This is a genomic window from Clostridium sp. (assembly GCF_047718555.1).
Taxonomy (GTDB): Bacteria; Bacillota; Clostridia; order Clostridiales; family Clostridiaceae; genus Clostridium_I.
Window position 1 is genome coordinate 91,472 of sequence record NZ_JBDNRK010000007.1, and the last position, 25,277, is coordinate 116,748.

Sequence of the window (25,277 nt, forward strand, 5' to 3'; positions counted from 1 at the left end):
TATGGATAAAAGAAGTTATTGGAAAAAGATTAAAACAGAATATTTAGGTAGAGGCTTTTCCATATTATGTGGATTATTAATACTAGTATTAACACTAGCTATAATATTTTTTATTTCAGCAAAGGGAATAAGATTATTTACAAAAGATCATTATTCTATACTGAAATTTATTTTTAGTTCTAGTTGGAAGCCTGATTACGATAAACCTGAGTATGGTTCATTAATTTTTATTGTAGGTTCTACTTTAGTGTCCATAGGTGCAGTAATAATAAGTGCACCTATAAGTATAGCTTTAGCCATATTTATAAATTTAATATCACCTAAATTAGGAGAAAAAATTCTTCAACCAGCTATGGAGTTATTTGTTGGTATACCATCGGTTGTATATGGGTGGATTGGAGTTTTAGTCTTAGTCCCTTTTATTAAAAGTATATTTGGTGGTGTTGGATTTAGTCTAATAGCAGGAATAATAGTGCTGAGTATTATGATATTACCTACAATCGCTAGTATATCTTCTGATGCAATAAAAACTATACCTAAAGATTACATAGAAGCTTCTTATGGACTTGGTGCTACTAGATGGCAAACCATTTACAAAGTTATTGTTCCTGCAAGTAAAAGTGGCATTTTAACTGGTATTGTACTTGGACTCGCAAGAGCTTTTGGTGAAGCGCTAGCTGTCCAAATGCTTATAGGTAATACATTGAAATTTGCACAAGGCTTAGGAACACCTACAACTACCTTGACTAGTATATTAACTATGACCATGGCTAATACTGTTAATAATACACCGTGGAATGATGCACTTTGGTCATTGGCACTTTTACTTTTATTGATATCATTTCTTTTTATTGTTATAATAAGGCTAATTGGCAAAAGGGGTGAAGCATAATGAAAGCTAAAATATACGATAAAATAGCAACTATAATATTATATTTAATATCTTTATTTATAGTTATATTATTAGTTAGTTTTATAGGGTATATTATTTATAATGGTAGAAATTCATTGAATTTTCACTTCTTATTTGGAGATCCTAAAATAGCTGAAGCTGGCGGTGGAATTGGACCACAGTTATTTAATTCCTTCTATATGCTTATAGTATCTCTTATAATAACTATACCTATCGGAATAGGTGCTGGAATATATATGTCTCAGTATGCTAAAGAGGGGAAAATATTAAATATACTCAGATTGTGTATTGAAACTATAGCATCTCTTCCTTCAATAGTAGTAGGTTTATTTGGATTATTAGTTTTTGTAACTATAACTCACTGGGGCTATACTTTATTGTCAGGAGCCTTGGCCATTACTGTTATAAATCTACCTTCAATGACAAGAGTATCTGAAAATGCTATAACTGCTTCTGCAGCAAAGGTTAAGGAAGCTAGTCTTGGTTTAGGAGCAACACAATGGCAAACAATACAAAAGGTAATAGTTCCTTCTGCAATGCCTCAAATATTAACAGGTATTATATTGGCTGCTGGTAGGATATTTGGAGAAGCAGCAGCACTTTTATATACTTCTGGTATGAGTGCACCTATCTTAAAATATAGTAATATAAGTTTGGTTGATAAAGCTTCACCTTTTAGTCTTTTTAGACCTGCAGAAACCCTTGCTATACATATATGGAAGTTGAATTCAGAGGGCATGGTTCCTGATGCTGCACAAATAGCTACAGGTTCTTCAGCAGTATTAGTAATTATGGTTTTATTATTTAATGTTTTAGCAAGAATAATTGGAAAGAAAATATATAATTCTTATAGCGGAAAGTAAGGGGGAAATAAAATGGGCATAATTAAGACTAATAATTTAAATTTATACTATGGAAATGTACAAGCATTGAAAAATATTAATCTTGACATAGAAAAAAATTCTGTAACTGCACTAATTGGACCTTCAGGATGTGGAAAGTCTACTTTTTTGAGAACTATTAATAGAATGAATGATCTTATTGAATGTGTAAAAATAGACGGAGAAGTATTATTTGAGGATAAGAACATATATAAAGATTATGATGAAATTCAATTGAGAAAGAGAATAGGCATGGTATTTCAAAAGGCAAATCCTTTTCCTATGTCTATATATGATAATATTGCCTATGGGCCAAGAATACATGGTATAAGAAATAAAAATAAATTAGACGAAATTGTAGAAAGAAGCTTAAAGGGTGCTGCACTTTGGGAAGAAGCAAAGGATAGATTAAAAGAAAGTGCTTTAGGACTTTCAGGAGGTCAGCAGCAAAGATTATGCATAGCTAGAACTTTGGCAGTGGAGCCAGAAGTGCTTCTTATGGATGAACCTACTTCGGCATTGGATCCTATATCAACCTTAAAAGTTGAGGAACTGATGGATGAATTGAAAAAGGAGTATACTGTAATAATTGTAACCCATAATATGCAGCAAGCTGGTAGAATTTCAGATTACACAGCTTTTTTCTTAAATGGAGAAGTTGTTGAAGATGGAAAAACGGAAAGTATATTTTATAAACCAGTAGATAAGAGGACAGAGGATTATATTACAGGTAGATTTGGTTAAATTTTTTATTTTTTATTCTATTTAAGGAATTAATTTAATAATGTATATGGTATATGAAAAAAAGAGGTGATTTTAATGCCAAGAAAAGTTTTTGACTCACATTTGGAAGAAATGCATACAGATCTTTTGAGAATGGGGAGTATGGTTGAAAAACAGATATTTCAATGTATAGAATCTTTAGTCAATCAAAATGAAAAATTAGCACAACAGGTTATAGATAATGACGATGTAATTGATGATATACAAAAGGAAATTGAAAATAAGGCTATAAAACTTATAGCAATGCAGCAGCCTTTAGCAGTGGATTTGAGAAATATATTTACTACTACTAAAATAGTAACTGATCTTGAAAGAATAGCTGATCATGCTGTAGATATAGCAAAAGTGACTAAAAGATTAAAAACGGACGATTACGTAAGCCAGCTAACAGATATTACCCGTATGTCTACTTTGGTTAAAGAAATGCTTAAAGTTTCTCTTGATGCATATGTACAGGCTGATGTAAAGCGCGCCTATGCTATATGTAAAAAAGACGATGAAATAGATGCTCTATATAAACAGATTTTTAGTGAATTTTTAGTAATGATGATGGATAATCCAAAAACTATAAATCAGGCTACACAATTTCTATTTGCTTGCAAATATCTAGAACGAATAGCAGATCATACCACTAATATTTGTGAAGGTACTATATATCTAGTTACCGGAGAACAAATAGATTTAAATGAATAATTAATAAAATCTCCTTATAGTAATATTGAGGGAGATTTTATTTTTTTCATTTTCTATTTCTTGACTAAAATTTTTTATTAAGGTAATATAACTTAAGATATGAGAAAATAAATAAGATTATTTATTTGATATATAATGAACATAATTATTAAAGGTAATATATTAATGTATGTTTTGATTTGGGAGCGTAAGATATGCAAAATGAAATTTCAAAGGTTTACAGTGGAAGTATTGCAGAAGAGTTAGGTGTTCAGGCCGGGGATAGAATTATAAGTATAAATGGTAAAGAAGTAAAGGATATAATTGATTACAGATTTTTAATGGCAGATGATTATGTCATTGTTGAGGTAGAAAAAAAAGATAATAATGAAATATGGGAACTTGAAGTAGAGAAAGAATTTAATGAAAAATTTGGTGTAGAATTTAAAAATGGAATAATTGATAAAGCACAAAGCTGTAGAAATAAATGTATATTTTGTTTTATAGATCAATTACCAAAAGGTATGAGAAAGTCTCTATATTTTAAGGATGATGATTCAAGATTATCTTTCCTTCAGGGGAATTTTGTTACTTTGACAAATATGGAGGATGAAGACATTGATAGGATAATAAATTATAAGATAAGTCCCATAAATATATCTGTACATACAACAAATGCTCAGCTTAGAACAAAAATGCTTAATAACAGATTTGCTGGCAATGTTATGGAGAGACTTGAAAGGTTATCTCAGGGTGGTATAACTATGAACTGTCAATTGGTGCTTTGTCCTGGTGTGAATAATGGTAAAGAACTAAAAAAAACCATAATGGATTTATACAAGTTTTATCCTAATATAAAAAATGTTGCAGGAGTACCTGTAGGTGTAACAAAGTATAGAGATGGACTATTTGATTTAAATACTTATGATAGGAGTATGGCAGAAGAAGAGATAAACTTAGTTTCACAACTGCAGAAGAATTTTATAAGGGAAATAGGTGTACCCTTTATAAGACTTTCTGATGAATTTTATATTTTGGCGGATATGGATATACCAGAAAAGGAGTTTTATGAAGATTTTGATCAATTAGAAGATGGAATAGGAATGGTCAGAATTTTTAGAGAAAATATAAAAAGCACATTAAATAACTTAAAGAAAGGAATTAAAGGTGAATTTACTTTAGTAACAGGGGTTTCAGCTTTTAAAGAAATAAAGTCAGCAGGAGATGCAATTTCATCTGTAAATAAGAATTTAAATGTAAATACCATTAAAATATTAAATGATTATTTAGGTCACACTATAACGGTGGCGGGACTTATTACAGGGCGAGATATTATTAAACAGCTTAAAAAAGTTAAATATGGGGAATATATTGTAGTGCCAAAAAATATGCTGAAGGTAGATACAGAGATGTTTTTAGACGATATACTTATTGAGGATATTGAAAAGGCTTTAAATACAAAAGTTTTAGTTTGTGAATATACAGGAGAAGATCTAATAGAAATTATAAATGAACACGCCGGGAGGAATAATATATGTCAAAACCAATAGTAGCAATAGTAGGAAGACCCAATGTTGGAAAGTCAACTTTATTTAATAAATTAGCAGGAAAAAGAATTTCCATTGTAGAAGATACACCAGGTGTAACTAGAGATAGAATATATGCTGAAGCAGAATGGCTCAGCAATTTATTTACCATTATTGATACAGGTGGTATAGAGCCTGAAAGCAGTGATATTATAGTAGCCCAAATGAGAAGGCAGGCTCAGATGGCTATAGAAACTGCTGATGTTATTGTATTCATAGTTGATGGAAAGCAGGGACTTACAGATGCAGATAACGAAGTGGCCTTGATGCTTAGAAAATCAAAAAAACCAATTGTACTTGTGGTAAATAAAATAGATAAATTAGCAGATGAGCAAAATTCTTTTGAATTTTATAATTTGGGGATTGGTGAGCCAATAGCAATCTCAGCTTCTCAGGGATTGGGTCTTGGAGATATGCTTGATAAAATAGTAGAGCATTTTAAAGAGATAGATAATATTGATGAGGAGAATGAATATACTAAGATTGCAGTAGTAGGTAGACCAAATGTGGGCAAATCTTCATTGATTAATAAATTACTTGGAGAAGATAGAGTTATAGTAAGTGATATACCTGGTACTACTAGAGATGCTGTAGATAGTTACCTTGAAACAGAGGAAGGAAAATTTATTTTAATAGATACAGCTGGGCTTAGGAGGAAGAGCAAAGTAAAAGAAGAAATTGAAAGGTACAGCGTTATAAGAACTTTAGCGGCTATAGAAAGAGCTGATGTATGTATACTTATATTAGATGCAACTGAGCAGCTAAGTGATCAGGATGAAAAAATTATTGGTTATGCCCATGAATTAAATAAAGCAATAATGGTTCTAGTAAACAAATGGGATCTTATAGAAAAAGATGATAAAACTATGAATTTATTCAAGAAGAATATACAATATAAATTATCCTTTATGGCCTATGCACAGTATCTGTTTATTTCTGCAAAAACAGGTCAAAGAGTTAATAAGGTGTTAGAAGAAGTAAAGAAATGCTATGATAACTATTCTAGAAGAATATCCACAGGTGTTTTAAATGATGTAGTTAGCAAAGCCGTACTTATGAAAGAACCACCTGTAGTAGCTTTAAAAAGACTTAAAATTTATTATGTAACACAGGTAGCCATAAAACCCCCTACTTTTATCTTTTTTGTAAATGATACAGAAGCTATTCATTTTTCTTATGAACGATATTTAGAGAATAAATTAAGAGAAAGTTTTGATTTTAGAGGAACTGGAATTAAAGTTATTTTCAGAGAAAGGAAGGAATGATATGAAAAGAGTTACTTTCCTTGGAGGTGGAAGTTTTGGAACTGCCTTAGGTATACTGTTAGCTAACAAAAGATATGAGGTAACTATATGGGATAGGAATCCAAATGTAGTGGAGGAAATAAATAACAGTAGAACTAATCATAGATATTTATCCAACATTACTATTCCAGGTGGAGTTATTGCCACTAATAGCATAGAAGATTCAATACAAGAAAGTGATTGTATAATTTTATCTGTTCCCTCTTATGCAATAAGAGCCGTATGTGGTCAGATAAGCAAAAAGGTAAGTAAGGATCAAATTATAGTTAGTATTGCAAAAGGAATAGAAGAAGAGACTAAAATGAGACTTTCTAAGGTAATTAAAGAGGAATTACCTTTAAATCCTGTAGTGATATTATCCGGTCCAAGTCATGCAGAAGAGGTGTCAAAAAATTTGCCAACTACAGTTGTAGTTACTTCTGAAAACATGGAATATGCCCACAAAGTACAGGATCTTTTTATGACCAATACTTTTAGAGTATACACTAATGATGATATAATTGGTGTAGAAATAGGAGGTGCAGTTAAAAATATAATTGCACTAGCTTGTGGAATTTGTGATGGATTAGGTTATGGAGATAATACTAAGGCTGCACTTATGACAAGAGGTATGAGTGAAATAGTGAGGGTTGGGACTTTACTTGGAGGCAGGCGTGAAACCTTTTATGGGCTCACTGGTATGGGAGATTTAATAGTTACCTGCACAAGCTTACATAGTAGAAATAGAAGGGCAGGTATTTTAATTGGAGAAGGTGTTCCACTTAAAGAGGCTTGCCAGAGGATTGGTATGGTAGTTGAGGGTGTTAAAGCCTGCGAAGCTTTTTATGAATTAAAAGACAAACTAAATGAGATAATGCCTATAACAGATATGTTATACAAGGTTTTATTTAAAAATAAAGATGTAAAAGCAGCTGTAAAGGAACTTATGGAGAGAGATAAAAAAGATGAAATGTACTAAGCAAACTATGTAAGATATGCTCATAGAATAGGCGCTATTAAAATGATTAAATAAAACACATTTTAATAGTGCTTTTTTATTATAAAAAATATTAATTATAAGGTACAAATAGGTATATTTAATAATATACACCAATATATATATACTGTTAATATTAAGACACAGGAGGGTACATTTTGGATAATTTTGATATATACAAAGATATAGCAGAAAGAACCCAAGGAGATATATATGTTGGGGTAGTAGGCCCGGTTAGAACAGGAAAATCCACATTTATTAAAACATTTATGGATCTTATGGTTATCCCTAACATAGAAAATTCCTACAAAAAGGAAAGAGCTAAGGATGAACTTCCTCAAAGTGGTTCAGGAAAATCTATTCATACTACAGAACCTAAATTTATACCAAATGAAGCTGTAGAAATAGGCATTGGTGAAGGTATAAAATTCAAAGTAAGAATGGTAGATTGCGTTGGTTATATAGTAAAAGGCGCACTGGGATATAAAGAGGGAGATAGAGACAAAATGGTAACAACGCCTTGGTATGATCATGAAATACCTTTTGAAGAAGCGGCAGAAATAGGGACAAAGAAGGTAATAAATGAGCATTCTACTATAGGTCTTGTAATAACTACAGATGGCACTATAACAGATATCCCTAGAGATGAATATTTAGATGCAGAAGAAAGAGTGGTAAAGGAACTTAAAGCTATAAATAAACCTTTCGTCATTGTACTTAATTCTTCTAGAGCAAATGATCCTAAGACTTTGGAACTTTCTAATGAATTGGAAAATAAATATGATGTTCCAGTGCAAATAATGGATGTACTTAATATGAAGGAAGAGGATATAACTAATACATTTAAAAGGGTATTAAAAGAATTTCCTATTAAAGAAATAAACATAGATATGCCGGAGTGGATTGAAAAACTGGAATCAAAACATTGGCTTAAGGATAATTACTGGGGATTAGTTAAGGAAATATGCAAAAATGTAGACAAAGTAAGGGATATCAGTAAAATCCTTAATAGCTTTACTGATACGGATTTTCTTGATTCATCACAGGTAGATGAGATGAATATGGGTAGTGGAGTGGCAAGAGTTAGTTTGAATCCTAAAAAAGGTATATTTTATAAGGTGCTAAGTGAGTACTGCGGAGCGGATATTTTAGGGGAAAGCCAATTGTTAAATACCATTAAGGATTATCATAAGGCAAAGGTTGAATATGATAGAATTTCTGATGCATTAAGAGATGTAAAGGAAACGGGTTACGGTCTTGTGGCTCCGCAGCTTACAGAAATGAAGCTTGAAGAACCTAAAATAGTTAAAAATGGATCTAGATATGAGGTTAAATTAAAGGCCAGTGCTCCATCTTTTCATTTTATAAGAGCAGATATTGAAACAGAAATATCGCCTATAATGGGAACGGAGAGAGAAAGTGAAGAGTTGGTAAAATCACTATTAGAGGAATTTGAAAGTGATCCTTCTAAAATTTGGGAAAGTAATATGTTTGGTAAATCCTTTGATTTGGTAGTAAAAGAAGGATTGCAAAAAAAATTATTTAAAATGCCAGAGGATGTTCAGATAAAAATTCAGAAAACCTTAGAGAAAATAATTAATGAAGGCAATGGCGGACTTATTTGCATAATCCTTTAAATATATTAAAGAGCTGTCTTATAATGCATTAATATGCATTAGAGATGGCCTTTTTTGTTTTGAAATATCTTATTTCTGTAACAATAAATATAGTAAGGCATATATTAAAATGATAGACAGAATTCTAGGAGGAATAAAAGTGAAAATTAATAATAGAATTGCTACACTTGGAGAATATCATTTTAAAAAAATTGATGATGAAAAAAATAAGATTTTATCAGAAGGTAAAAAAATAATTGATTTAGGTATAGGAGACCCTGATCTGCCAGTTCATCCTAGTATTTTAAAAGAATTAGTTAGTGCATTATCAATAAAAGATTTTAATAAATATTCACCTTATGATGGAGTAGAAAAATTGAAAAAACAAATTATAAAATATTATGCTGATGTATATTCTGTAGAGCTTGATTTAGATGAAGTATTAGTACTTATAGGTTCTAAAGAAGGTATCAGCAATATTATACCTGCAGTTTGTAATTTTGGAGATGGTGTTATAATGACAGATCCATCTTATCCAGTATATGAAACAGCAACAAAGCTTTGGGGAGCAGTGCCGTATAAAATTCCCCTGAAAGAAAAAAATGGTTTTTTACCGGAATTAGATTATATTTTAAATGGTGATATATTAAGATCAAAATTATTTATAATAAATTATCCTAATAATCCCACAGGAGCAGTAGCTAGCGAGGATTTCTACAGGGACGTAATAAAATTTTGCAGTCATAATGATATAATACTTTGTAACGACGCCGCCTATAATGAAATAATAGAAGAAAACAAAGCACCTATCAGCCTTCTTCAATATGATAGGGATAAAAGAAGCTGTATTGAATTTGGAACTATGTCCAAAACTTATAACATGACAGGTTTTAGAATTGGTTATGCTGTGGGAAACAAAGATGTTATAAAGGCATTGTTAACTATAAAAAGCAATCTGGATTCTGGGCAATTTAAACCGATTCAATATGCTGCAATTAGAGCATTGACATTAGATAGGAATTATATAAATTCAATTAGACATATATATGATGGTAGAAGAAAATCAGCAGAAATTATATTAAAAAATAAAAATATAGAGTTTTTTAAAACCACAGGAACTTTTTATATATGGTGTAAAGTTCCTAACAATTATACAACCTATGAGTTTTGTAGTGAAGTCTTAAAAAAATATCAAATAGTTATTACTCCTGGATACAGCTTTGGAAATTTAGGACATGAATATTTTAGAATAGCACTTACAAGAGATAAAGTTACAATTGAAGAAGCACTAAGCAAACTTAACAGGTATAAATAAATATTAAAAAAGTATTATATAGCAGAAAAAATGTGATATAATCATTAAAGTCGAATATAACACTTGAATTTATACTTATAGTTTTTGTATAATAATAAGTATGAATTGTTGGCAGAACAATGGAAGGATGATTTACCATGGTAAGTAGTATGACAGGATATGGTCGAGCTTTTTATGAATGTAGAAATAGAAATTTCACCATAGAGATAAGAAGTGTAAATCATAGATATCTTGATTTGAATATAAAAATGCCAAGGAGTATCACTTCTCTTGAAGATAGGATAAGAAAAAAATTACAAGAGAAGCTTAGCCGGGGAAAAGTAGATATTTATGTAACACAGACTGTTTTAGAAACGGAAAGTTCTAAAGCTTTGCTAAACAAAAATTTGAGCGATAGCATTGTAAAATGTCTAGAGGAAATAAATGAACGTTATGGACTTAAGGAATCGTTGTCACTTTCATTAATAGCCAAATTCCCAGATGTAATAACTATTGAGCAAAAAGATGAAGATTTTGAGGAAATTTGGAATAATTTAAAAATTCCCTTAGATGAAGCAATAACAACTTTAGTTTCTATGAGATTAAAAGAGGGTGCAAAATTAAGGGAAGATATAGAACATAAATGTTACTCTATAGAGCAGTCAGTTAACAATATAGCTGAAAAGTCTGGATTGGTTGTAGAACAGTATAAAGCAAAGCTTAATGATAGAATTAAGGAACTTATTGGAGACAATAATGTAGATGAAAATAGATTGGCAATGGAAGTGGCAATCTTTAGTGATAAAGCCTGCATAGACGAAGAAATTGTAAGACTTAGAAGTCATTTGCTGCAGCTTAGAGAAAGTCTAAATAGCAATGAGCCCATAGGAAGAAAATTAGACTTTATAGTTCAAGAAATGAATAGAGAAGCTAACACTATTGCCTCTAAGGCCAATGATGTGGACGTAGTTCATTTGGTTCTAGATGTAAAGAATGAAATAGAAAAAATAAGAGAACAAGTTCAAAATATACAGTAGTCTTAAGGAGGATAAAAATGGGTATACGGTTAATTAATATAGGATTTGGCAACATAGTTTCTGCCAACAGATTAGTTGCTATTGTTAGTCCTGAATCTGCACCTATTAAAAGAATAATACAGGAAGCTAGAGATAGAGGTATGCTTATAGATGCAACCTATGGTAGGAGAACAAGGGCGGTTATAATTACTGATAGCGATCATGTTATACTTTCAGCAGTTCAGCCAGAAACCGTAGCTAATAGGCTTGCTTCTAAAGATGAAGAAGCCATAGACGAGGTTGAAGAATAATGAAAAATAAAGGACTTTTAATAGTACTATCTGGGCCTTCAGGAGCAGGAAAGGGCACTCTTTGTAAAGAATTACTAAATAGAGAAAATTTTTGGTTATCTGTTTCGGCTACTACAAGAGAGCCGCGAAAAGGAGAGGTTCCAGGTAAAAGTTATTACTATTTAAGTAAAGATGAGTTTAAAAATAAAATTCTAAACGATGATTTTTTAGAATACGCAGAAGTATATGGAAATTTTTATGGTACTCCAAAATCTAGTGTTATAGAAAGATTGGAAAATGGAGAAGATGTAATATTGGAGATAGATATTCAGGGAGCTTTAAAGGTAAAGGATAATTATCCAGAGGGCGTATTTATATTTATATTACCACCATCCATGGAAGAACTTAAAAATAGAATTATTGGCAGAGGAAGTGAAACAGCAGAATCCCTAGTAACAAGGTTTAAAGCTGCCTATAGAGAAATTAATTATGTTTCAAAATATAATTATGCTGTTATAAATGATACCGTAGATGAGGCTGTAATAAAAATAGAAAGTATTATAGCCGCTGAAAGGTGTAGAGTAGATAGAATAAAAGATAAAATATTAAATTCTAAGGAGGATTTGATTCATGAACAATTCAATGATTAGTCCATCAATAGTTGATTTAGTTAAGAAGGCTGGAGATAGGTATTCTGTAGTTGTAATAACTTCAAAAAGAGCAAGGCAAATTATAGGTGGAGCTAAACCACTAACGGATATTGATTCAAATAAGCCTCTTACTATAGCAATAAATGAGTTAGATCAGGGTAAATTTGGATATGAAACTAGGAAAGAAGGAAGCAAGTAATATGTCCTCAAAAACTGTGGTTGTGGGTGTATGCGGTGGCATAGCAGCTTATAAGGCATTGGATATAATAAGCCGCCTTAAAAAGAAAGATATTAATGTCCATGTGATTATGACTAAATCTGCTATAGAGTTTGTAACACCTTTAAGTTTTCAATCTCTAAGTCAGAATATGGTGATTTCTGATATGTTTGAAGAACCAAGAGCTTGGGAAATTCAGCATATTTCACTGGCTAAAAAAGCAGATTTGATGCTTATAGTACCTGCTACAGCAAATATTATAGGAAAAGTAGCAAATGGTATAGCTGATGATATGTTATCTACAACCATAATGGCAACTAAAGCTCCTGTGGTATTTGCACCGGCTATGAATACAAATATGTATAAGAATCCTATAGTTCAGGATAATATTAAAAAATTAAAGAATTTTAATTATGAATTTATATTACCTAGCAGTGGTAGACTTGCTTGTGGAGATATAGGGGAAGGTAAACTTCCTGATACGGAGTACATTTCAGAGATTGTTTTAAGTATGATCTATGATAAAAAAGATCTATGCGGTAAAGAAGTGCTTGTTACAGCCGGTCCCACTGTATCTTATATAGATCCTGTTAGATATATTACTAATAGATCTTCAGGAAAGATGGGTTATGCTATTGCAGAAGAGGCAAGGGATAGGGGGGCAAAGGTAACACTTATTTCAGGCCCGTGCTCTTTAAAAAGACCTCATGGTATAAATCTAATAAATGTTAATACGAATGAGGAAATGTACAATAAAGTCTTAGAATATTATGATAAAAGTGATATTGTAGTAAAATCGGCAGCTGTTGCAGATTATAAACCCCAAAATTATTCGGAAAAAAAGATTAAAAAATCTGAAGATGATTTGAAAATTACTTTTGTAAGAGATTATGATATTCTTAAAACTTTAGGTGAAAGAAAGAAAAATCAAGTTTTAGTTGGTTTTGCAGCGGAAAGCAATGATTTAATTGAAAATGCTCAGGCTAAAATCAGTAAAAAGAATTTAGATTACATAGTAGCAAATGATATAACATTGGAAGATACAGGATTTTCTAGCGATAATAATCTAGTAACTATTTTAAGTAGTGATGGTAAAGTATATAATTTAGATAAGATGTCTAAGAGAGAAATAGCAAGGGAATTATTTGATTTGTTAAACAAAAAGCGCTAAAGGCGCTTTTTTGCTCTAGCAAAAGCTAGGTAATTGTTTATTTGTCAATACAAAAGGGTGATTTAGTGTTTAAATATGCAGGAATCGTAATAAATAATGAGTCTAGTGAAGTAGATAAAATATTTACATATGAAATTCCAGAGGACTTAATGGATCTTATTAAAATAGGTCAAAGAGTGAAAGTTCCCTTTGGAAAGGGAAATAAAATAGTTTTTGGATTTATAATTGAGCTCTATGAAACTTATGAAAGCACATATAGTATTAAAAAAATCCAATGCTTCTGTGACAACTTTACAGTGCTCAGGGAAGAAGACATAGATCTTATAAAGTTAATGAGAGAAAAATACATATGTACTTATTTAGATTGCATAAAATTAATAATACCAACAGGCATTAATAGAGGAATGAAACAAAAAACTAGCAGCAAAATTTCAGTGAAAAATCAATTAACAGGTAAATATAATAAAGAACCCTATAATAACATATTTTCTATAATAAATGACAATAATGGAAAGTATACTAAAAATCAATTGAATAAAAATTTTAAATTATCTTTATCATCTATAAATACTTTAATAAAACATAGTTTTTTAAGTGAAGAGGAAAGGATAATTGATAGGTATAATGAAAGAAATTATGAAAAATATAACGAAAAGAAATTAAATGATGCTCAGCAGCTGGCTGTGAATACAATAATGAGTAAAAATGAAAATAAATTTTTGATACATGGTATAACTGGGAGTGGCAAAACAGAAATATACATGAAGTTAGTCAGTCTAATGATTGAAAATGGTAAAGACTCCATTATTTTGGTGCCGGAAATAGCTCTCACACCGCAAACTGTAGAGCGATTTAAAGGTAGATTTGGTAAAAATATAGCTGTATTTCACAGTAGACTTTCCGATGGAGAACGATATGATGAATGGATTAGAGTAAAAAGTGGTAAAGTAAAGGTAGCTGTTGGAGCCAGATCTGCAATATTCTTACCCTTTTCAAATCTAGGATTGATTGTAATAGATGAAGAACATGAAAGTAGTTACAAATCAGAAATAACTCCTAAGTACACTGCAGTGGAAATAGGGACTATGAAAAGTGATTTGGAAAATTGTAAATTAGTTTTAGGTTCGGCTACACCTTCATTAGAAACATATTATAAATGTCTTCATAATGAAATGTTTCCTATAACTATTACAGAGAGGGCTGATGGAGCAAAACTTCCAAAAGTAAGTATTGTGGATATGAAAGAAGAACTGCGTAGTAATAATAGATCTATGTTTAGCAGACGCCTTTTGGATGAGGTTAATAATGCTCTCAATAATAATAATCAGATCATATTATTTTTGAACAGAAGAGGACATTCTACGTTTGTTTCCTGCAGAAAATGCGGATATGTTTTTAAATGTGAACATTGTGACATATCTCTTACTTATCATAGTGAAAGTAAGAAGCTTATCTGTCATTATTGTGGAAATACTAAGGAATTGACTTCTACTTGTCCAAAATGTGGTAGTAAATATGTAAAATATTTTGGAGTAGGTACTGAAAAAATAGAAGAGGAAATAAAAAGAATTTTTCCATCTGCTAAAACTTTGAGAATGGATTATGATACTACCAGGCAGAAAAATTCTTATGAGATAATATATAATAAATTTAAAAATAGAGAAGCTGATATATTGATTGGTACTCAAATGGTAGCCAAAGGTTTAGATTTTAAAAATGTAACTTTAGTTGGAGTTATTGCAGCAGATTTATCTCTAAATTTACCGGATTACAGAGCCAATGAAAGGACCTTTCAACTGATCAATCAGGTTTCAGGAAGGGCTGGCAGAGGAGTAAAAGAAGGGAAAGTAATTATACAAACCTATAGCACTGAAAGTCATGCTATAAGGGCAGCAGCTGATAATGATTATTTGGGATTTTATGAAGAGGAAATAAAAATAAGAAAATCTATGGAATATCCCCCTTTTAGTGACATATTCTTAATTAATATAAGCAGTAAAAATGAAAATTTATTAATAAAAAATACACAAAATATTGGTATGTTATTAAAGAATATAATAAAGGAATATAGTAATATAAAGATGTTAGGGCCCTGTCCCTGTATAATATCTAAGATAAAGGAAATGTTTAGGTGGCAAATAATTTTAAAGGGTAATATTAATTATGAATTTGCCAGCTATATAAAAAAATATGTTTATGAATGTGTTAAAAATGATTATAATGATATAAGAATTAGTATGGACATAAATCCTGTTAATTTATTATAAAATAATAATTAATCTTATTTTGGAGGTTATTGATATGGCGTTGAGAAATATAAGAACTTTAGGAGATAATATTCTAAGAAAAAAAAGCAGAAGTGTTGATAAAATAAATGATAGAATACTTACTTTGATAGAAGATATGAAAGAAACTATGTACGAAGCCCATGGGGTTGGACTGGCGGCACCTCAGGTAGGTATATTGAAAAGAGTAGTAGTTATAGATGTAGGAGAAGGTCCTATAGCACTTATAAATCCTGAAATTATTGAAACTAAAGGCAGTATAATTGATGAGGAAGGCTGCTTAAGCATACCAGAAAGAGAAGGAAAGGTTGAAAGGCCGGAGTATGTTAAAGCAAAAGCTTTAAATGAAAAAGGAGAAGTTATAGAAATAGAAGGTAATGGCCTTTTAGCTAGGGCAATTTGTCATGAATTAGATCATTTAGAAGGAGTACTATTTATTGATAAGCTATTTGAAGGAGATGAACAATAATTTGAATATAGTATTTATGGGAACTCCTGAGTTCTCTGTACCTTCACTTAAGAAACTTATAGATAATTTTAACGTAAAGGCTGTTTTTACTCAACCTGATAAACCTAAGGGCAGAGGTAAAAAAATAGCTATGTCAGCAGTGAAAGAAGTAGCTTTAGAAAATAATATACCGGTTTATCAGCCCGATAGAATAAAAAAGCATCCTGAAATAATAGAAAAATTAAAAGAAATAAATCCGGATTTCATTATAGTTGTAGCTTTTGGTCAGATACTGCCAAAGGAAATACTAGATATTCCAAAGTATGCTTGTATAAATTTGCATGCATCCATTTTGCCAAAGCTTAGGGGAGCTGCTCCAATAAATTGGGCAATAATAAATGGAGAAGCTGTATCTGGTAATACTACTATGCTTATGGATGTTGGATTAGATACAGGGGATATGCTTTTAAAAGATAAGGTAAGTATTACAGAAGATATGACTGCTGGAGATTTGCATGATATTCTTATGGAAAGAGGAGGGGATCTTCTGGTAGAAACTATCAATAAATATGCTAAAGGCGAAATAGTGCCAGAGAAACAAAAAGATGAAGATTCCAATTATGCACAAACATTAAATAAGGAAAGTGGAAAAATTAGCTGGAACAATAGCAGTAAAAATATTGTAAATTTAGTTAGGGGTCTTAATCCACATCCACTGGCCTATTCAGCTTATGAGGAAAAAAATATGAAAATACACAAAGCTAAGGCTTTGGATAAGGTATATGATAAACTGCCTGGTACAATAATAGAAGTGAAGGATGAAGGAATAGTAGTTGCCTGTAAAGATGGCAGTGTATTGATTGAAGTAATACAATTTCCAGGTAAGAAGGCAATGCTGGTAAAGGATTATATTAGAGGTAATGCAATTGAAGCAGGAGTTGTATTAGGTTAGATTTAATTTTTATGAATAATTAATAAGTGTTTTATAAATTAATACAGAAATACTACGATTTAAATGGTAACATGGAAAGTTTGGAGTTAAGTGAAAAAAGAAATTCACAAAAATTATTTTGGGAGATGTTATTATGTTTTTCGATAGAACGTTTATTTTATTAATTCCGGCCATAATTATATCCTTTTGGGCACAGGCAAAAGTAAGCTCAACTTTTGAAAAATACTCGAGAATCAGGAGTAGAAATGGATATACGGGATCAGAAGTTGCTAGAAGGATTTTAGATGCAGCGGGTTTAAGTGATATTCCTATTGAAATTATACCAGGTAAGCTTACAGATCACTATGATCCATCAAATCGAGTTATGAGATTATCTCCAGAGGTATTTCATGGGGATTCTGTTTCTGCAATTGGAGTGGCGGCTCACGAATCAGGTCATGCCATACAACACAAAGAACATTATGCACCACTAGAAATTAGAAATTCTATAGTTCCTGTTGTAAATTTTAGTTCTGGAGCATCATGGATAATATTTTTTCTAGGTATAATATTTTCAATACCTTTTTTAGCTAGAATTGGTGTTATACTTTTTGCAGCAGTGGTTATATTTCAACTTATAACATTACCTGTAGAATTTAATGCTTCAAACAGGGCTGTAGATATATTAGAAAGTAGGGCAATACTAATGGGTGAGGAAGTAAGAGGAGCTAGAGAAGTATTAAGTGCAGCAGCTATGACCTATGTAGCAGCGGCTCTAATGGCCGTGTTAAATCTTATTAGACTTATTGCTATAAGCAGGAGAGATTAAATTGAGGTTATATAATGGATAAAAGTAGAGAAATAGCAGTAAAAGTTTTAACAGGAGTTTTTAAAGATAAATCTTATTCAAATATACTTTTAGGAAGCTTACTAAATAAGTCTAATCTAGAAAGTAAAGATAAGGCTTTGACTACTGAAATAGTATATGGTACTTTAAAATATAAATATACAATTGATAAAATTTTGTCTTATTTTGTTAAAAAGGATCTTAAGAGTATAGATATTTATATATTGAATGTTTTAAGATCCTCTGTATATCAAATTAAATATCTAGATAAAATACCTGAATTTGCAGCTGTAAATGAAGCGGTTGAAATGGCAAAAAAAGAAAAAGGTATAGGACCTTCTAAGTTTATAAATGCTGTTCTTAGGAATTACCTTAGATCAAAGAGCATAAATTTTATAGAGAAGGATGAAAATGATATAGATAAAATTTGTTTTGATTATTCCTTTGAACCTTGGATGGTAAAACTATTTTTAAAACAGTATGGTAAGGAAAATGCTATATCAATAATGAAAGGACTCAATGAAGTTCCGGGTATATCTGTGAGAATAAATCCTTTAAAGGGAAGTTATGATGAGATTTTCAGTAAACTTTTAGATTGTGGATTTAATATCGAAAAAGGATACATAAATAAAGAAGCTATTAATATTATAAAAGGCGGGAATATTGAACAAAATGAATTATTCAGAGATGGATTTATAACTGTTCAAGATGAAAGTGCTATGCTGGTAGCCTCTTCCATGGAAATTCAAAATGATATGACTATTCTTGATTTATGCAGTGCCCCTGGTGGTAAGACTACTCATATTTGCGAGATATTAAACAACACGGGAGTAGTTAAAGCCTTTGATCTTCATGCAAATAAACTAAAATTAATAGAAAAAAATGCAAAGAGGTTAGGTATAAAGAATTTAACCTGCAGTGAGATGGATAGCAGAAAATATAATGATAAATATAAGGAGATTGCCCATAGAGTTTTGATAGATGTTCCCTGCTCGGGGCTAGGTATTATAAAGAAAAAGCCAGAAATAAAGTGGAATAAATCCTTAAAGGACTTAAAAAGTTTAATAAAAACTCAGAGAAGTATTATGATAAATGCAGCAGAATATGTTAAAAGCAATGGATATTTGATATATTCAACCTGTACTTTAAATGTAGAAGAAAATGAAAAAAATATTCAGTGGTTTTTGGATAATAATAAAATATATAAGATTGAACCTTTATATTTTGGAGAATATGATAATATAATATATAGTAAAGAAGGATGGGTAACTATAATGCCCAATAAGTACATGGATGGTTTCTTTATTTGTAAATTGAGGAAAATTGGATAGGTGCAGTTATGATTAACATATTAGATTTTGATTTAAAAGCTTTAAAAACCTGGATGAAGGAAAATGGAGAGAAAGAATTTAGAGCAAAACAAGTATTTAGTTGGATTTACAATGAAGTTTGGGATTTTTATGAGATGAACAATATACCTAAAGCTACAAAGGATAAATTAAATTCTTTTTTTTACATAGGTATTCCGGAATTGCTTGAAGTTTATGACTCAGAGGATAACAATACAAAAAAATTTTTGTATAGATACAAAGACGGAAGTATAATTGAATGTGTGTCAATGGAATATACTTATGGCAATTCAATTTGTGTTTCTACCCAGGTAGGTTGTAAAATGGGATGTAAATTTTGCGCTTCTACTATTGGCGGCATAATAAGAAATTTAACAGCTGGTGAAATTACAGCTCAAATACTTAAAACTCAAAGTATAATTCATAAGAGGATTTCCAATGTAGTACTTATGGGCAGCGGGGAACCTTTAGACAATTATGAAAATGTAATTGCATTTATAAATGATATAAATAATGATTATAGCTTAAATATAGGTCAAAGGCATATAACTTTGTCTACCTGTGGTATTGTTCCTAAAATATATGCTTTAGCAGATTTAAAGCTTCAAATAACCCTGGCAATATCTCTCCACGCATCCAGTGATGAGGAAAGAAGAAAAATTATGCCTATAGCCAATAAGTACAATATTCATGAACTTATTGAAGCATGCACTTATTATATAAGTAAAACAAATAGGAGAATAACCTTTGAATATGCCCTTGTAAAGGGTATAAATGATAATGAAGATAGTGCAAGGAAGCTTGGAAAACTGCTGAAAAATATTCTTTGTCATGTAAATTTAATACCGGTTAATACGGTTACAGAAAATAACTTTAAGAAGCCATCTAAGGAAAATATAAACATTTTTAGTAATATACTAAAGGATTTTGGTATTAACAATACTGTAAGAAGAGAAATGGGAAGTGATATTAATGCCGCTTGTGGTCAACTCAGAAGAAATTATGTAAAGAGTATGGAAGAGAGGTGTTAAAATGCTTGGTATCTTAAGCGATATAGGATTATCTAGGAAGCTAAATGAAGATTATGTAGGAACTTATGAAGATGATTTGAAGAAGGTTTATATAATTGCAGATGGAATGGGTGGACATAATGCAGGAGAAATTGCCAGTAAAATTGCAGTGGATTCTACTATTAATTATATAAAAAATTTGAGGGAATTTGATGATCCTGAAACTATTTTATGTGAAGCAATTAAGTCTGCAAATATAGATATTTATAATGAGTCTCAGGAGAACTCAAGTATGGCAGGAATGGGAACTACAATTACAGCTTGTTTAATAATAAAAGATAGGTTATTAATTGCAAATGTAGGCGATAGCAGTTGTTTTATTGTAAAACCAAATAATATTACTAAAATTACTAAAGATCATTCACTAGTACAACAATTGGTTGATTCTGGAAGTATTACAGAAGAAGAAGCAGTAAATCATCCTAATAAAAATATTATAACTAGAGCTTTGGGAACTAATATATCTGTAGATGTAGATTTATTTGCTATAGACATAAAGGACATTTTGAAAGTTATTTTGTGTACTGATGGCTTGACAAATGTTGTAAGTAAACATGAAATATATGATATAATAATAAAAAATAATAATAAGGATGCTTGTAGTCAACTGGTTGAACTTAGTAAAATGAAGGGCAGTAAGGATAATATATCTGTTATTATTTTTGAAGGAGAGTGTGAAAATGTTAGTAGGGACTACACTGAATAATAGATATGAACTTCTTGAAAAAATAGGCGAAGGTGGAACAGCAGTAGTATATAAGGCCAAATGCCATCTTTTAAATCGTTTTGTTGCAGTAAAAGTTTTAAAGGATGAATTAGCTAGTGATAAGGAATTTGTAGAAAAGTTTAAGAGAGAAGCATCATCTGCCGCTAGCTTATCAAGTAATAATATTGTAAACACTTATGATGTTGGAACAGAAAATAATATAAATTACATTGTACTAGAATATATTAAAGGTAAAACTTTAAAACAGATTATCAATGAAGAGGGAAATTTAAGCTGGAAAAAAGCTGTAAATATAAGTAGACAAATTGCTTCAGCTCTTGATTGTGCACATAAAAACAATATCGTACATAGAGATATAAAACCACATAATATCTTAGTTACGGAAGATGGTATTGTAAAGGTTGCTGACTTTGGAATAGCCAAAGCATCTGATTCGGTTACTATTACTAATAGTAATAAAATAATGGGTTCAGCTCATTATTTATCTCCGGAGCAGGCTAAGGGAATAGTGGTTGATGGAAGAACGGATATATATTCACTAGGTATAGTTATATATGAAATGCTTACAGGAAAGGTTCCCTATGATGCTGAAAGTCCAGTGTCTGTTGCATTAAAGCATATTCAGGATCCAGTTATACCTCCACAGAATATTAATTCTAATATACCAAATAATTTAAATAATCTTGTATTAAAGTGCATGGAGAAAAATCCTGTGTCTAGATATCAAAGTGCCAAAGAACTTATAGAGGATTTAGATAAATTAAATAATAATTCAAATTTTGATAATCAAACTCTAAAAGATGATTATACTAGAGTGATGGATCCAATTAAGGACACTGCACAATTTACTCCTTTGGGAAATACTAATAATTTAAATAAAGAAAATTTGCAGGATGAAATAAAAAAGAATTCTTATACTCCAGAAGAAAGTAAAGAGAACGAAGAAAGCAAACCAGATAAAGAAATTGAACATAAGAGAGTAAATCCAGTATTAAAGAATAAAAAAAGTTTAATAATGGCTACAATTATTGCCATAGTGGCTATTGTAGTGGTGGTGGCAGGCTTAAAATTAGGTGAAAGTGCAGCAAATGTTGCAGTCAAAAGCGGAAAAGTTCCTGATATTAGAGGAATGATGCAAGATAAGGCTAAAACTCTTGTAGAAAGCCAAGGTTTTAAATTTACTATAGCTGGAACTGAAAAAAATGATCAGCCTAAGGGAACTGTAATCTCCTGTTATCCTAATGTGGGAGATGCTATTAATAAAGGCGATGCTGTAAGAGTAACTATAAGTTCAGGTCCTGACCAATCCACCGTGCCTGATGTGAGGGGATTGGATTTGGAGAGGGCAAAGGAAGTAATTCAAAATGCTGGATATACTGTAGGAGATGCAAGCAAAGACTATAGCGACAGTCCGGTTAATACGGTTATAAGCATTAATCCTAATGCAGGTACTACTTTAGACAAAGGTAGTGCTATTAGTATGGTTATAAGTATAGGACCAAGAATAAAACAATCTGATGTACCTTCTGTAAAAGGGATGACACAGGATAAGGCAGTAGCACAATTAAGCAATAGAAATCTTGTAGCCATTGTAAGTTATACGGATACTCAGGATAGTAATCAAAATAATATTGTAGCAGATCAGGATATACCGGCAGGAACTAAGCTGAATCAAGGTGCTAAAGTAACTATAACTGTTTATAGATATACTCCACCGGCAGCTTTAAATAATTCAGCTGGTCAGAATGCTAGTAATAATGCTTCACCGTCTAATAATAGCATTAGTAATCAAGTTGATAATAAAACAGATACTCAAAATAATACTGCGGCAGGAACTGCTGGAACAGGTGGAAATAATGTAACGAGTGGAAATACTGGAGGAAATGGAAATACTGGAGCAGGCGGAAACAATGTATCAAGTGGAAATACTGGAGCAGGCGGAAATAATGGAAATGGCAATGGTAAAAAATGAAAGTTACATTTTTTTAGAAGATAAACGGTACTTGTAAAATTGTATAACTATTAAAACCTCAGGAGGCATAATGCAAGGAATAATTGTAAAAGGTATAGGCGGTTTTTATTATGTAAAAGTAGCTAATGAAATATATGAATGTAAGGCAAGGGGAAAGTTCAGGCATAAAGAACTTTCTCCCTTAGTAGGAGATAATGTTGTACTAGAGCTGGACAGTGATAATAAAGGTTTTATTAAGGAAATATGTACTAGAACTTCAATGCTTATAAGACCATCTATAGCAAATGTAACTCAAGCTTTTATAGTATTTGCTGTTCGTAATCCTGATTTTAATATGGACTTATTAAATAAATTTCTAGTTCTCTGTGAAATCAATAAATTAAAGGCTGTAATATGTTTTAATAAAATTGATTTGGCTGATGAACATGAAATAGAAGCTACTGTCTCATTAGTAAAAAGCATAGGTTATGAAATAATCTATCTGAATGCAAAATTAGGTCAGGGCATAGATAATATTAAAAACCATCTAAAAGAAAATATTACTGTATTTTGTGGACCTTCAGGAGTAGGTAAATCTACTATATTAAATTCTGTAGTAGGTCATTCAGCTATGGAAACAGGAGATATAAGTGAAAAATTAAAGAGAGGTAAACATACTACAAGGCATTGTGAACTTTTAGAAATAGAGGGTGGGTATGTAGCTGACTCACCTGGCTTTTCTTCTTTAGACATAGGTTTTATAAAAAAAGAAGAATTACAAAAATGTTTTCCTGAATTTAAAGATTATTATGACGAATGTAAATTTTCAACTTGTATGCATTATAAAGAGCCAGGATGTGCAGTAAAAGAAGCTGTAGAAGCTGGTAAAATAAATGAGAATAGATACAAATTTTATTTAAAAACATTTGAAGAAATTTTAAACAGGAGGGAATGGAAATGATAAAATTATCTCCATCTATACTATCAGCAGATTTATCAAAGCTTGGAGAGGATGTTATTGCTTTAGAAAAATTTGGAGCGGATATGGTACATATTGATGTAATGGACGGAAAATTTGTCCCAAACATATCTTTTGGCATGCCAATTATTAAAGCTATACGAAAAATATCAAAATTAAATTTTGATGTGCATTTAATGATTGAAGAGCCATCTAGATATATAGAGGATTTTGCTGTGGCTGGTGCAGATATTATAACTATTCACTATGAAAGTGATATACATTTGGATAGAACAATAAAATATATAAAGAGTTTTGGTAAAAAAGCTGGTATTGCCATAAATCCTGCAACGCCTATATCTGTATTGGAATGTATTATAGCAGAAGTAGATATGGTACTTATAATGTCTGTTAATCCTGGTTTTGGCGGGCAAAGTTTTATAAATTATACATTAGAGAAGATAAATCAACTTAAAGGGCTTTCTGAGAAATACAATCCATCTCTTATGATAGAAGTGGATGGAGGAATAAATGTAGATAATATAAAAGCAGTAGTAGATGCTGGTGCAAATGTCATTGTAGCAGGTTCAGCAGTGTTTAAAAATAAAGAAATAGAGAAAAATATAAGAACTTTAAAAGAAGGCATTTGATATGAAAGTAATTATTGTCTCTGGAGGCAAACCCCCTAAAGAACAAACCTTAAGAAGCTATTTAAATAATGAATCCTATATTATAAGTGCAGATAGTGGAGCAAATACATTGCATAAGTATAGTATAGTGCCCAATATCATTTTAGGGGATTTTGATTCAATACATAGTAATGTGCTTAATCATTTTCAAAAAGTGGGATGTAAAACAATTTCCTATCCTTCAGAAAAAAATTTTACTGATACTGAGGCAGCTATAGAGGAGGCTATTAAACTTAATCCTCAAGAGATTTTGCTTTTTGGATGTACAGGCAGCCGCCTAGATCACACTTTAGCTAATTTAGGTTTATTGTATAAATGTTTAAATAATAGTATAAAGGCTCGTATTATAGATGAAAATAATATAATATCTCTTCATCATAAAGATTTTGAGATTAAGGGAAGAAGAGGGGAATTATTTTCACTACAGGCCTTTGGGCATGTAGTAAATAATTTATCAATTCTTAAGGCAAAATATGAACTCTATAATTATGATCTGAAATTTGGAGACCCAAGAACAGTATCAAATGAATTGCTGGATGATACGGTTTCTATTACTTTTAAAAGTGGATTGTTAATACTTATTAAATCTAAAGATTAAAATTTATCCGATGACTACCATCCGTAATACTCCCAACTTCTATCAAAGTGGGAGA

Annotated in this window: 25 protein-coding genes; all 25 read left to right on the top strand. The window is 31.0% G+C overall.

The window, feature by feature from the left end; genetic code table 11:
• Nucleotide 1: 1 nt before the first annotated feature.
• The 25 genes from pstC to ABF633_RS04900 all read left to right on the top strand — a co-directional run bounded on the left by pstC (nucleotide 2) and on the right by ABF633_RS04900 (nucleotide 25,222).
• A complete protein-coding gene (gene pstC / locus ABF633_RS04780; protein ID WP_415522503.1) occupies nucleotides 2–892 on the top strand; it encodes a phosphate ABC transporter permease subunit PstC in 891 nt (296 codons plus the stop codon).
• The gene (gene pstA / locus ABF633_RS04785) at nucleotides 892–1,776 is read left to right on the top strand and encodes a phosphate ABC transporter permease PstA (RefSeq protein ID WP_415522504.1); all 885 of its coding nucleotides are present in this window, start codon (nucleotides 892–894) and stop codon (nucleotides 1,774–1,776) included. Before pstC ends, pstA begins: the two co-directional genes overlap by 1 nt.
• Before the next feature lie 12 nt (nucleotides 1,777–1,788).
• Entirely contained in the window at nucleotides 1,789–2,538 is a 750-nt protein-coding gene (gene pstB / locus ABF633_RS04790; protein ID WP_415522505.1) for a phosphate ABC transporter ATP-binding protein PstB, read from the top strand.
• 75 nt (nucleotides 2,539–2,613) lie between these two features.
• The gene (phoU, locus tag ABF633_RS04795) at nucleotides 2,614–3,270 is read left to right on the top strand and encodes a phosphate signaling complex protein PhoU (protein ID WP_415522506.1); all 657 of its coding nucleotides are present in this window, start codon (nucleotides 2,614–2,616) and stop codon (nucleotides 3,268–3,270) included.
• Between the two features lie 194 nt (nucleotides 3,271–3,464).
• A complete protein-coding gene (locus tag ABF633_RS04800; protein ID WP_415522507.1) occupies nucleotides 3,465–4,799 on the top strand; it encodes a DUF512 domain-containing protein in 1,335 nt (444 codons plus the stop codon).
• Nucleotides 4,784–6,100, top strand: coding sequence for a ribosome biogenesis GTPase Der (der, locus tag ABF633_RS04805; protein WP_415522508.1), 1,317 nt, complete (start codon nucleotides 4,784–4,786; stop codon nucleotides 6,098–6,100). Before ABF633_RS04800 ends, der begins: the two co-directional genes overlap by 16 nt.
• A 1-nt stretch (nucleotide 6,101) precedes the next feature.
• Nucleotides 6,102–7,097, top strand: a complete 996-nt coding sequence (locus tag ABF633_RS04810; RefSeq protein WP_415522509.1) for an NAD(P)H-dependent glycerol-3-phosphate dehydrogenase — start codon at nucleotides 6,102–6,104, stop codon at nucleotides 7,095–7,097.
• A gap of 176 nt (nucleotides 7,098–7,273) precedes the next feature.
• Nucleotides 7,274–8,752, top strand: a complete 1,479-nt coding sequence (gene spoIVA / locus ABF633_RS04815) for a stage IV sporulation protein A (RefSeq protein WP_415522510.1) — start codon at nucleotides 7,274–7,276, stop codon at nucleotides 8,750–8,752.
• Between the two features lie 139 nt (nucleotides 8,753–8,891).
• Nucleotides 8,892–10,046 carry an aminotransferase class I/II-fold pyridoxal phosphate-dependent enzyme gene (locus ABF633_RS04820; protein ID WP_415522511.1) on the top strand — a complete coding sequence of 385 codons (1,155 nt, stop codon included), beginning with the start codon at nucleotides 8,892–8,894 and terminating at the stop codon, nucleotides 10,044–10,046.
• Between the two features lie 137 nt (nucleotides 10,047–10,183).
• Nucleotides 10,184–11,062: a YicC/YloC family endoribonuclease gene (locus tag ABF633_RS04825; protein WP_415522512.1), complete on the top strand. Its 879-nt coding sequence runs from the start codon at nucleotides 10,184–10,186 to the stop codon at nucleotides 11,060–11,062.
• 17 nt (nucleotides 11,063–11,079) lie between these two features.
• Nucleotides 11,080–11,352 (top strand): extracellular matrix/biofilm regulator RemA, encoded by a 273-nt coding sequence (gene remA / locus ABF633_RS04830; RefSeq protein ID WP_003442079.1) that lies wholly within the window; start codon nucleotides 11,080–11,082, stop codon nucleotides 11,350–11,352.
• Nucleotides 11,352–11,981 (top strand): guanylate kinase, encoded by a 630-nt coding sequence (gene gmk, locus ABF633_RS04835; protein WP_415522513.1) that lies wholly within the window; start codon nucleotides 11,352–11,354, stop codon nucleotides 11,979–11,981. The genes remA and gmk overlap by 1 nt, the downstream gene beginning before the upstream one ends.
• Nucleotides 11,962–12,180 (top strand): DNA-directed RNA polymerase subunit omega, encoded by a 219-nt coding sequence (gene rpoZ / locus ABF633_RS04840; protein ID WP_415522514.1) that lies wholly within the window; start codon nucleotides 11,962–11,964, stop codon nucleotides 12,178–12,180. The genes gmk and rpoZ overlap by 20 nt, the downstream gene beginning before the upstream one ends.
• A 1-nt stretch (nucleotide 12,181) precedes the next feature.
• The gene (gene coaBC / locus ABF633_RS04845) at nucleotides 12,182–13,369 is read left to right on the top strand and encodes a bifunctional phosphopantothenoylcysteine decarboxylase/phosphopantothenate--cysteine ligase CoaBC (protein WP_415522526.1); all 1,188 of its coding nucleotides are present in this window, start codon (nucleotides 12,182–12,184) and stop codon (nucleotides 13,367–13,369) included.
• 65 nt (nucleotides 13,370–13,434) lie between these two features.
• Nucleotides 13,435–15,636, top strand: coding sequence for a primosomal protein N' (priA, locus tag ABF633_RS04850; protein ID WP_415522527.1), 2,202 nt, complete (start codon nucleotides 13,435–13,437; stop codon nucleotides 15,634–15,636).
• Between the two features lie 34 nt (nucleotides 15,637–15,670).
• Nucleotides 15,671–16,123: a peptide deformylase gene (gene def / locus ABF633_RS04855; RefSeq protein WP_415522515.1), complete on the top strand. Its 453-nt coding sequence runs from the start codon at nucleotides 15,671–15,673 to the stop codon at nucleotides 16,121–16,123.
• Nucleotides 16,113–17,054 (top strand): methionyl-tRNA formyltransferase, encoded by a 942-nt coding sequence (gene fmt, locus ABF633_RS04860; protein WP_415522528.1) that lies wholly within the window; start codon nucleotides 16,113–16,115, stop codon nucleotides 17,052–17,054. Before def ends, fmt begins: the two co-directional genes overlap by 11 nt.
• A gap of 133 nt (nucleotides 17,055–17,187) precedes the next feature.
• Nucleotides 17,188–17,862, top strand: a complete 675-nt coding sequence (locus ABF633_RS04865; RefSeq protein ID WP_415522516.1) for a zinc metallopeptidase — start codon at nucleotides 17,188–17,190, stop codon at nucleotides 17,860–17,862.
• 14 nt (nucleotides 17,863–17,876) lie between these two features.
• Nucleotides 17,877–19,211, top strand: coding sequence for a 16S rRNA (cytosine(967)-C(5))-methyltransferase RsmB (gene rsmB / locus ABF633_RS04870; protein ID WP_415522517.1), 1,335 nt, complete (start codon nucleotides 17,877–17,879; stop codon nucleotides 19,209–19,211).
• An 8-nt stretch (nucleotides 19,212–19,219) separates the two neighbouring features.
• Nucleotides 19,220–20,260, top strand: coding sequence for a 23S rRNA (adenine(2503)-C(2))-methyltransferase RlmN (gene rlmN, locus ABF633_RS04875; protein WP_415522518.1), 1,041 nt, complete (start codon nucleotides 19,220–19,222; stop codon nucleotides 20,258–20,260).
• A 1-nt stretch (nucleotide 20,261) separates the two neighbouring features.
• Nucleotides 20,262–21,005: a Stp1/IreP family PP2C-type Ser/Thr phosphatase gene (locus ABF633_RS04880; protein WP_415522519.1), complete on the top strand. Its 744-nt coding sequence runs from the start codon at nucleotides 20,262–20,264 to the stop codon at nucleotides 21,003–21,005.
• Complete coding sequence (gene pknB, locus ABF633_RS04885) at nucleotides 20,980–22,998, top strand: Stk1 family PASTA domain-containing Ser/Thr kinase (protein WP_415522520.1); 2,019 nt, start codon at nucleotides 20,980–20,982, stop codon at nucleotides 22,996–22,998. The genes ABF633_RS04880 and pknB overlap by 26 nt, the downstream gene beginning before the upstream one ends.
• Nucleotides 22,999–23,068: 70 nt before the next feature.
• Complete coding sequence (gene rsgA / locus ABF633_RS04890; RefSeq protein ID WP_415522521.1) at nucleotides 23,069–23,938, top strand: ribosome small subunit-dependent GTPase A; 870 nt, start codon at nucleotides 23,069–23,071, stop codon at nucleotides 23,936–23,938.
• Complete coding sequence (gene rpe / locus ABF633_RS04895) at nucleotides 23,935–24,585, top strand: ribulose-phosphate 3-epimerase (protein ID WP_415522522.1); 651 nt, start codon at nucleotides 23,935–23,937, stop codon at nucleotides 24,583–24,585. Before rsgA ends, rpe begins: the two co-directional genes overlap by 4 nt.
• A gap of 1 nt (nucleotide 24,586) precedes the next feature.
• The gene (locus ABF633_RS04900; protein WP_415522523.1) at nucleotides 24,587–25,222 is read left to right on the top strand and encodes a thiamine diphosphokinase; all 636 of its coding nucleotides are present in this window, start codon (nucleotides 24,587–24,589) and stop codon (nucleotides 25,220–25,222) included.
• Nucleotides 25,223–25,277: the final 55 nt, after the last annotated feature.

Excerpts from the sequence above, each read along its gene's own strand:
- pstA (WP_415522504.1), top strand. The coding sequence starts at position 892 with ATGAAAGCTAAAATATACGATAAAATAGCAACTATAATATTATATTTA.
- remA (WP_003442079.1), top strand. The coding sequence starts at position 11,080 with ATGGGTATACGGTTAATTAATATAGGATTTGGCAACATAGTTTCTGCC.
- ABF633_RS04825 (WP_415522512.1), top strand. The coding sequence starts at position 10,184 with ATGGTAAGTAGTATGACAGGATATGGTCGAGCTTTTTATGAATGTAGA.
- coaBC (WP_415522526.1), top strand. The coding sequence starts at position 12,182 with ATGTCCTCAAAAACTGTGGTTGTGGGTGTATGCGGTGGCATAGCAGCT.
- pstB (WP_415522505.1), top strand. The coding sequence starts at position 1,789 with ATGGGCATAATTAAGACTAATAATTTAAATTTATACTATGGAAATGTA.
- ABF633_RS04810 (WP_415522509.1), top strand. The coding sequence starts at position 6,102 with ATGAAAAGAGTTACTTTCCTTGGAGGTGGAAGTTTTGGAACTGCCTTA.
- phoU (WP_415522506.1), top strand. The coding sequence starts at position 2,614 with ATGCCAAGAAAAGTTTTTGACTCACATTTGGAAGAAATGCATACAGAT.
- der (WP_415522508.1), top strand. The coding sequence starts at position 4,784 with ATGTCAAAACCAATAGTAGCAATAGTAGGAAGACCCAATGTTGGAAAG.
- rsgA (WP_415522521.1), top strand. The coding sequence starts at position 23,069 with ATGCAAGGAATAATTGTAAAAGGTATAGGCGGTTTTTATTATGTAAAA.
- pknB (WP_415522520.1), top strand. The coding sequence starts at position 20,980 with ATGTTAGTAGGGACTACACTGAATAATAGATATGAACTTCTTGAAAAA.
- fmt (WP_415522528.1), top strand. The coding sequence starts at position 16,113 with ATGAACAATAATTTGAATATAGTATTTATGGGAACTCCTGAGTTCTCT.
- rpoZ (WP_415522514.1), top strand. The coding sequence starts at position 11,962 with ATGAACAATTCAATGATTAGTCCATCAATAGTTGATTTAGTTAAGAAG.
- ABF633_RS04800 (WP_415522507.1), top strand. The coding sequence starts at position 3,465 with ATGCAAAATGAAATTTCAAAGGTTTACAGTGGAAGTATTGCAGAAGAG.
- ABF633_RS04900 (WP_415522523.1), top strand. The coding sequence starts at position 24,587 with ATGAAAGTAATTATTGTCTCTGGAGGCAAACCCCCTAAAGAACAAACC.
- rlmN (WP_415522518.1), top strand. The coding sequence starts at position 19,220 with ATGATTAACATATTAGATTTTGATTTAAAAGCTTTAAAAACCTGGATG.
- rsmB (WP_415522517.1), top strand. The coding sequence starts at position 17,877 with ATGGATAAAAGTAGAGAAATAGCAGTAAAAGTTTTAACAGGAGTTTTT.
- pstC (WP_415522503.1), top strand. The coding sequence starts at position 2 with ATGGATAAAAGAAGTTATTGGAAAAAGATTAAAACAGAATATTTAGGT.
- gmk (WP_415522513.1), top strand. The coding sequence starts at position 11,352 with ATGAAAAATAAAGGACTTTTAATAGTACTATCTGGGCCTTCAGGAGCA.
- rpe (WP_415522522.1), top strand. The coding sequence starts at position 23,935 with ATGATAAAATTATCTCCATCTATACTATCAGCAGATTTATCAAAGCTT.
- ABF633_RS04880 (WP_415522519.1), top strand. The coding sequence starts at position 20,262 with ATGCTTGGTATCTTAAGCGATATAGGATTATCTAGGAAGCTAAATGAA.
- ABF633_RS04865 (WP_415522516.1), top strand. The coding sequence starts at position 17,188 with ATGTTTTTCGATAGAACGTTTATTTTATTAATTCCGGCCATAATTATA.
- def (WP_415522515.1), top strand. The coding sequence starts at position 15,671 with ATGGCGTTGAGAAATATAAGAACTTTAGGAGATAATATTCTAAGAAAA.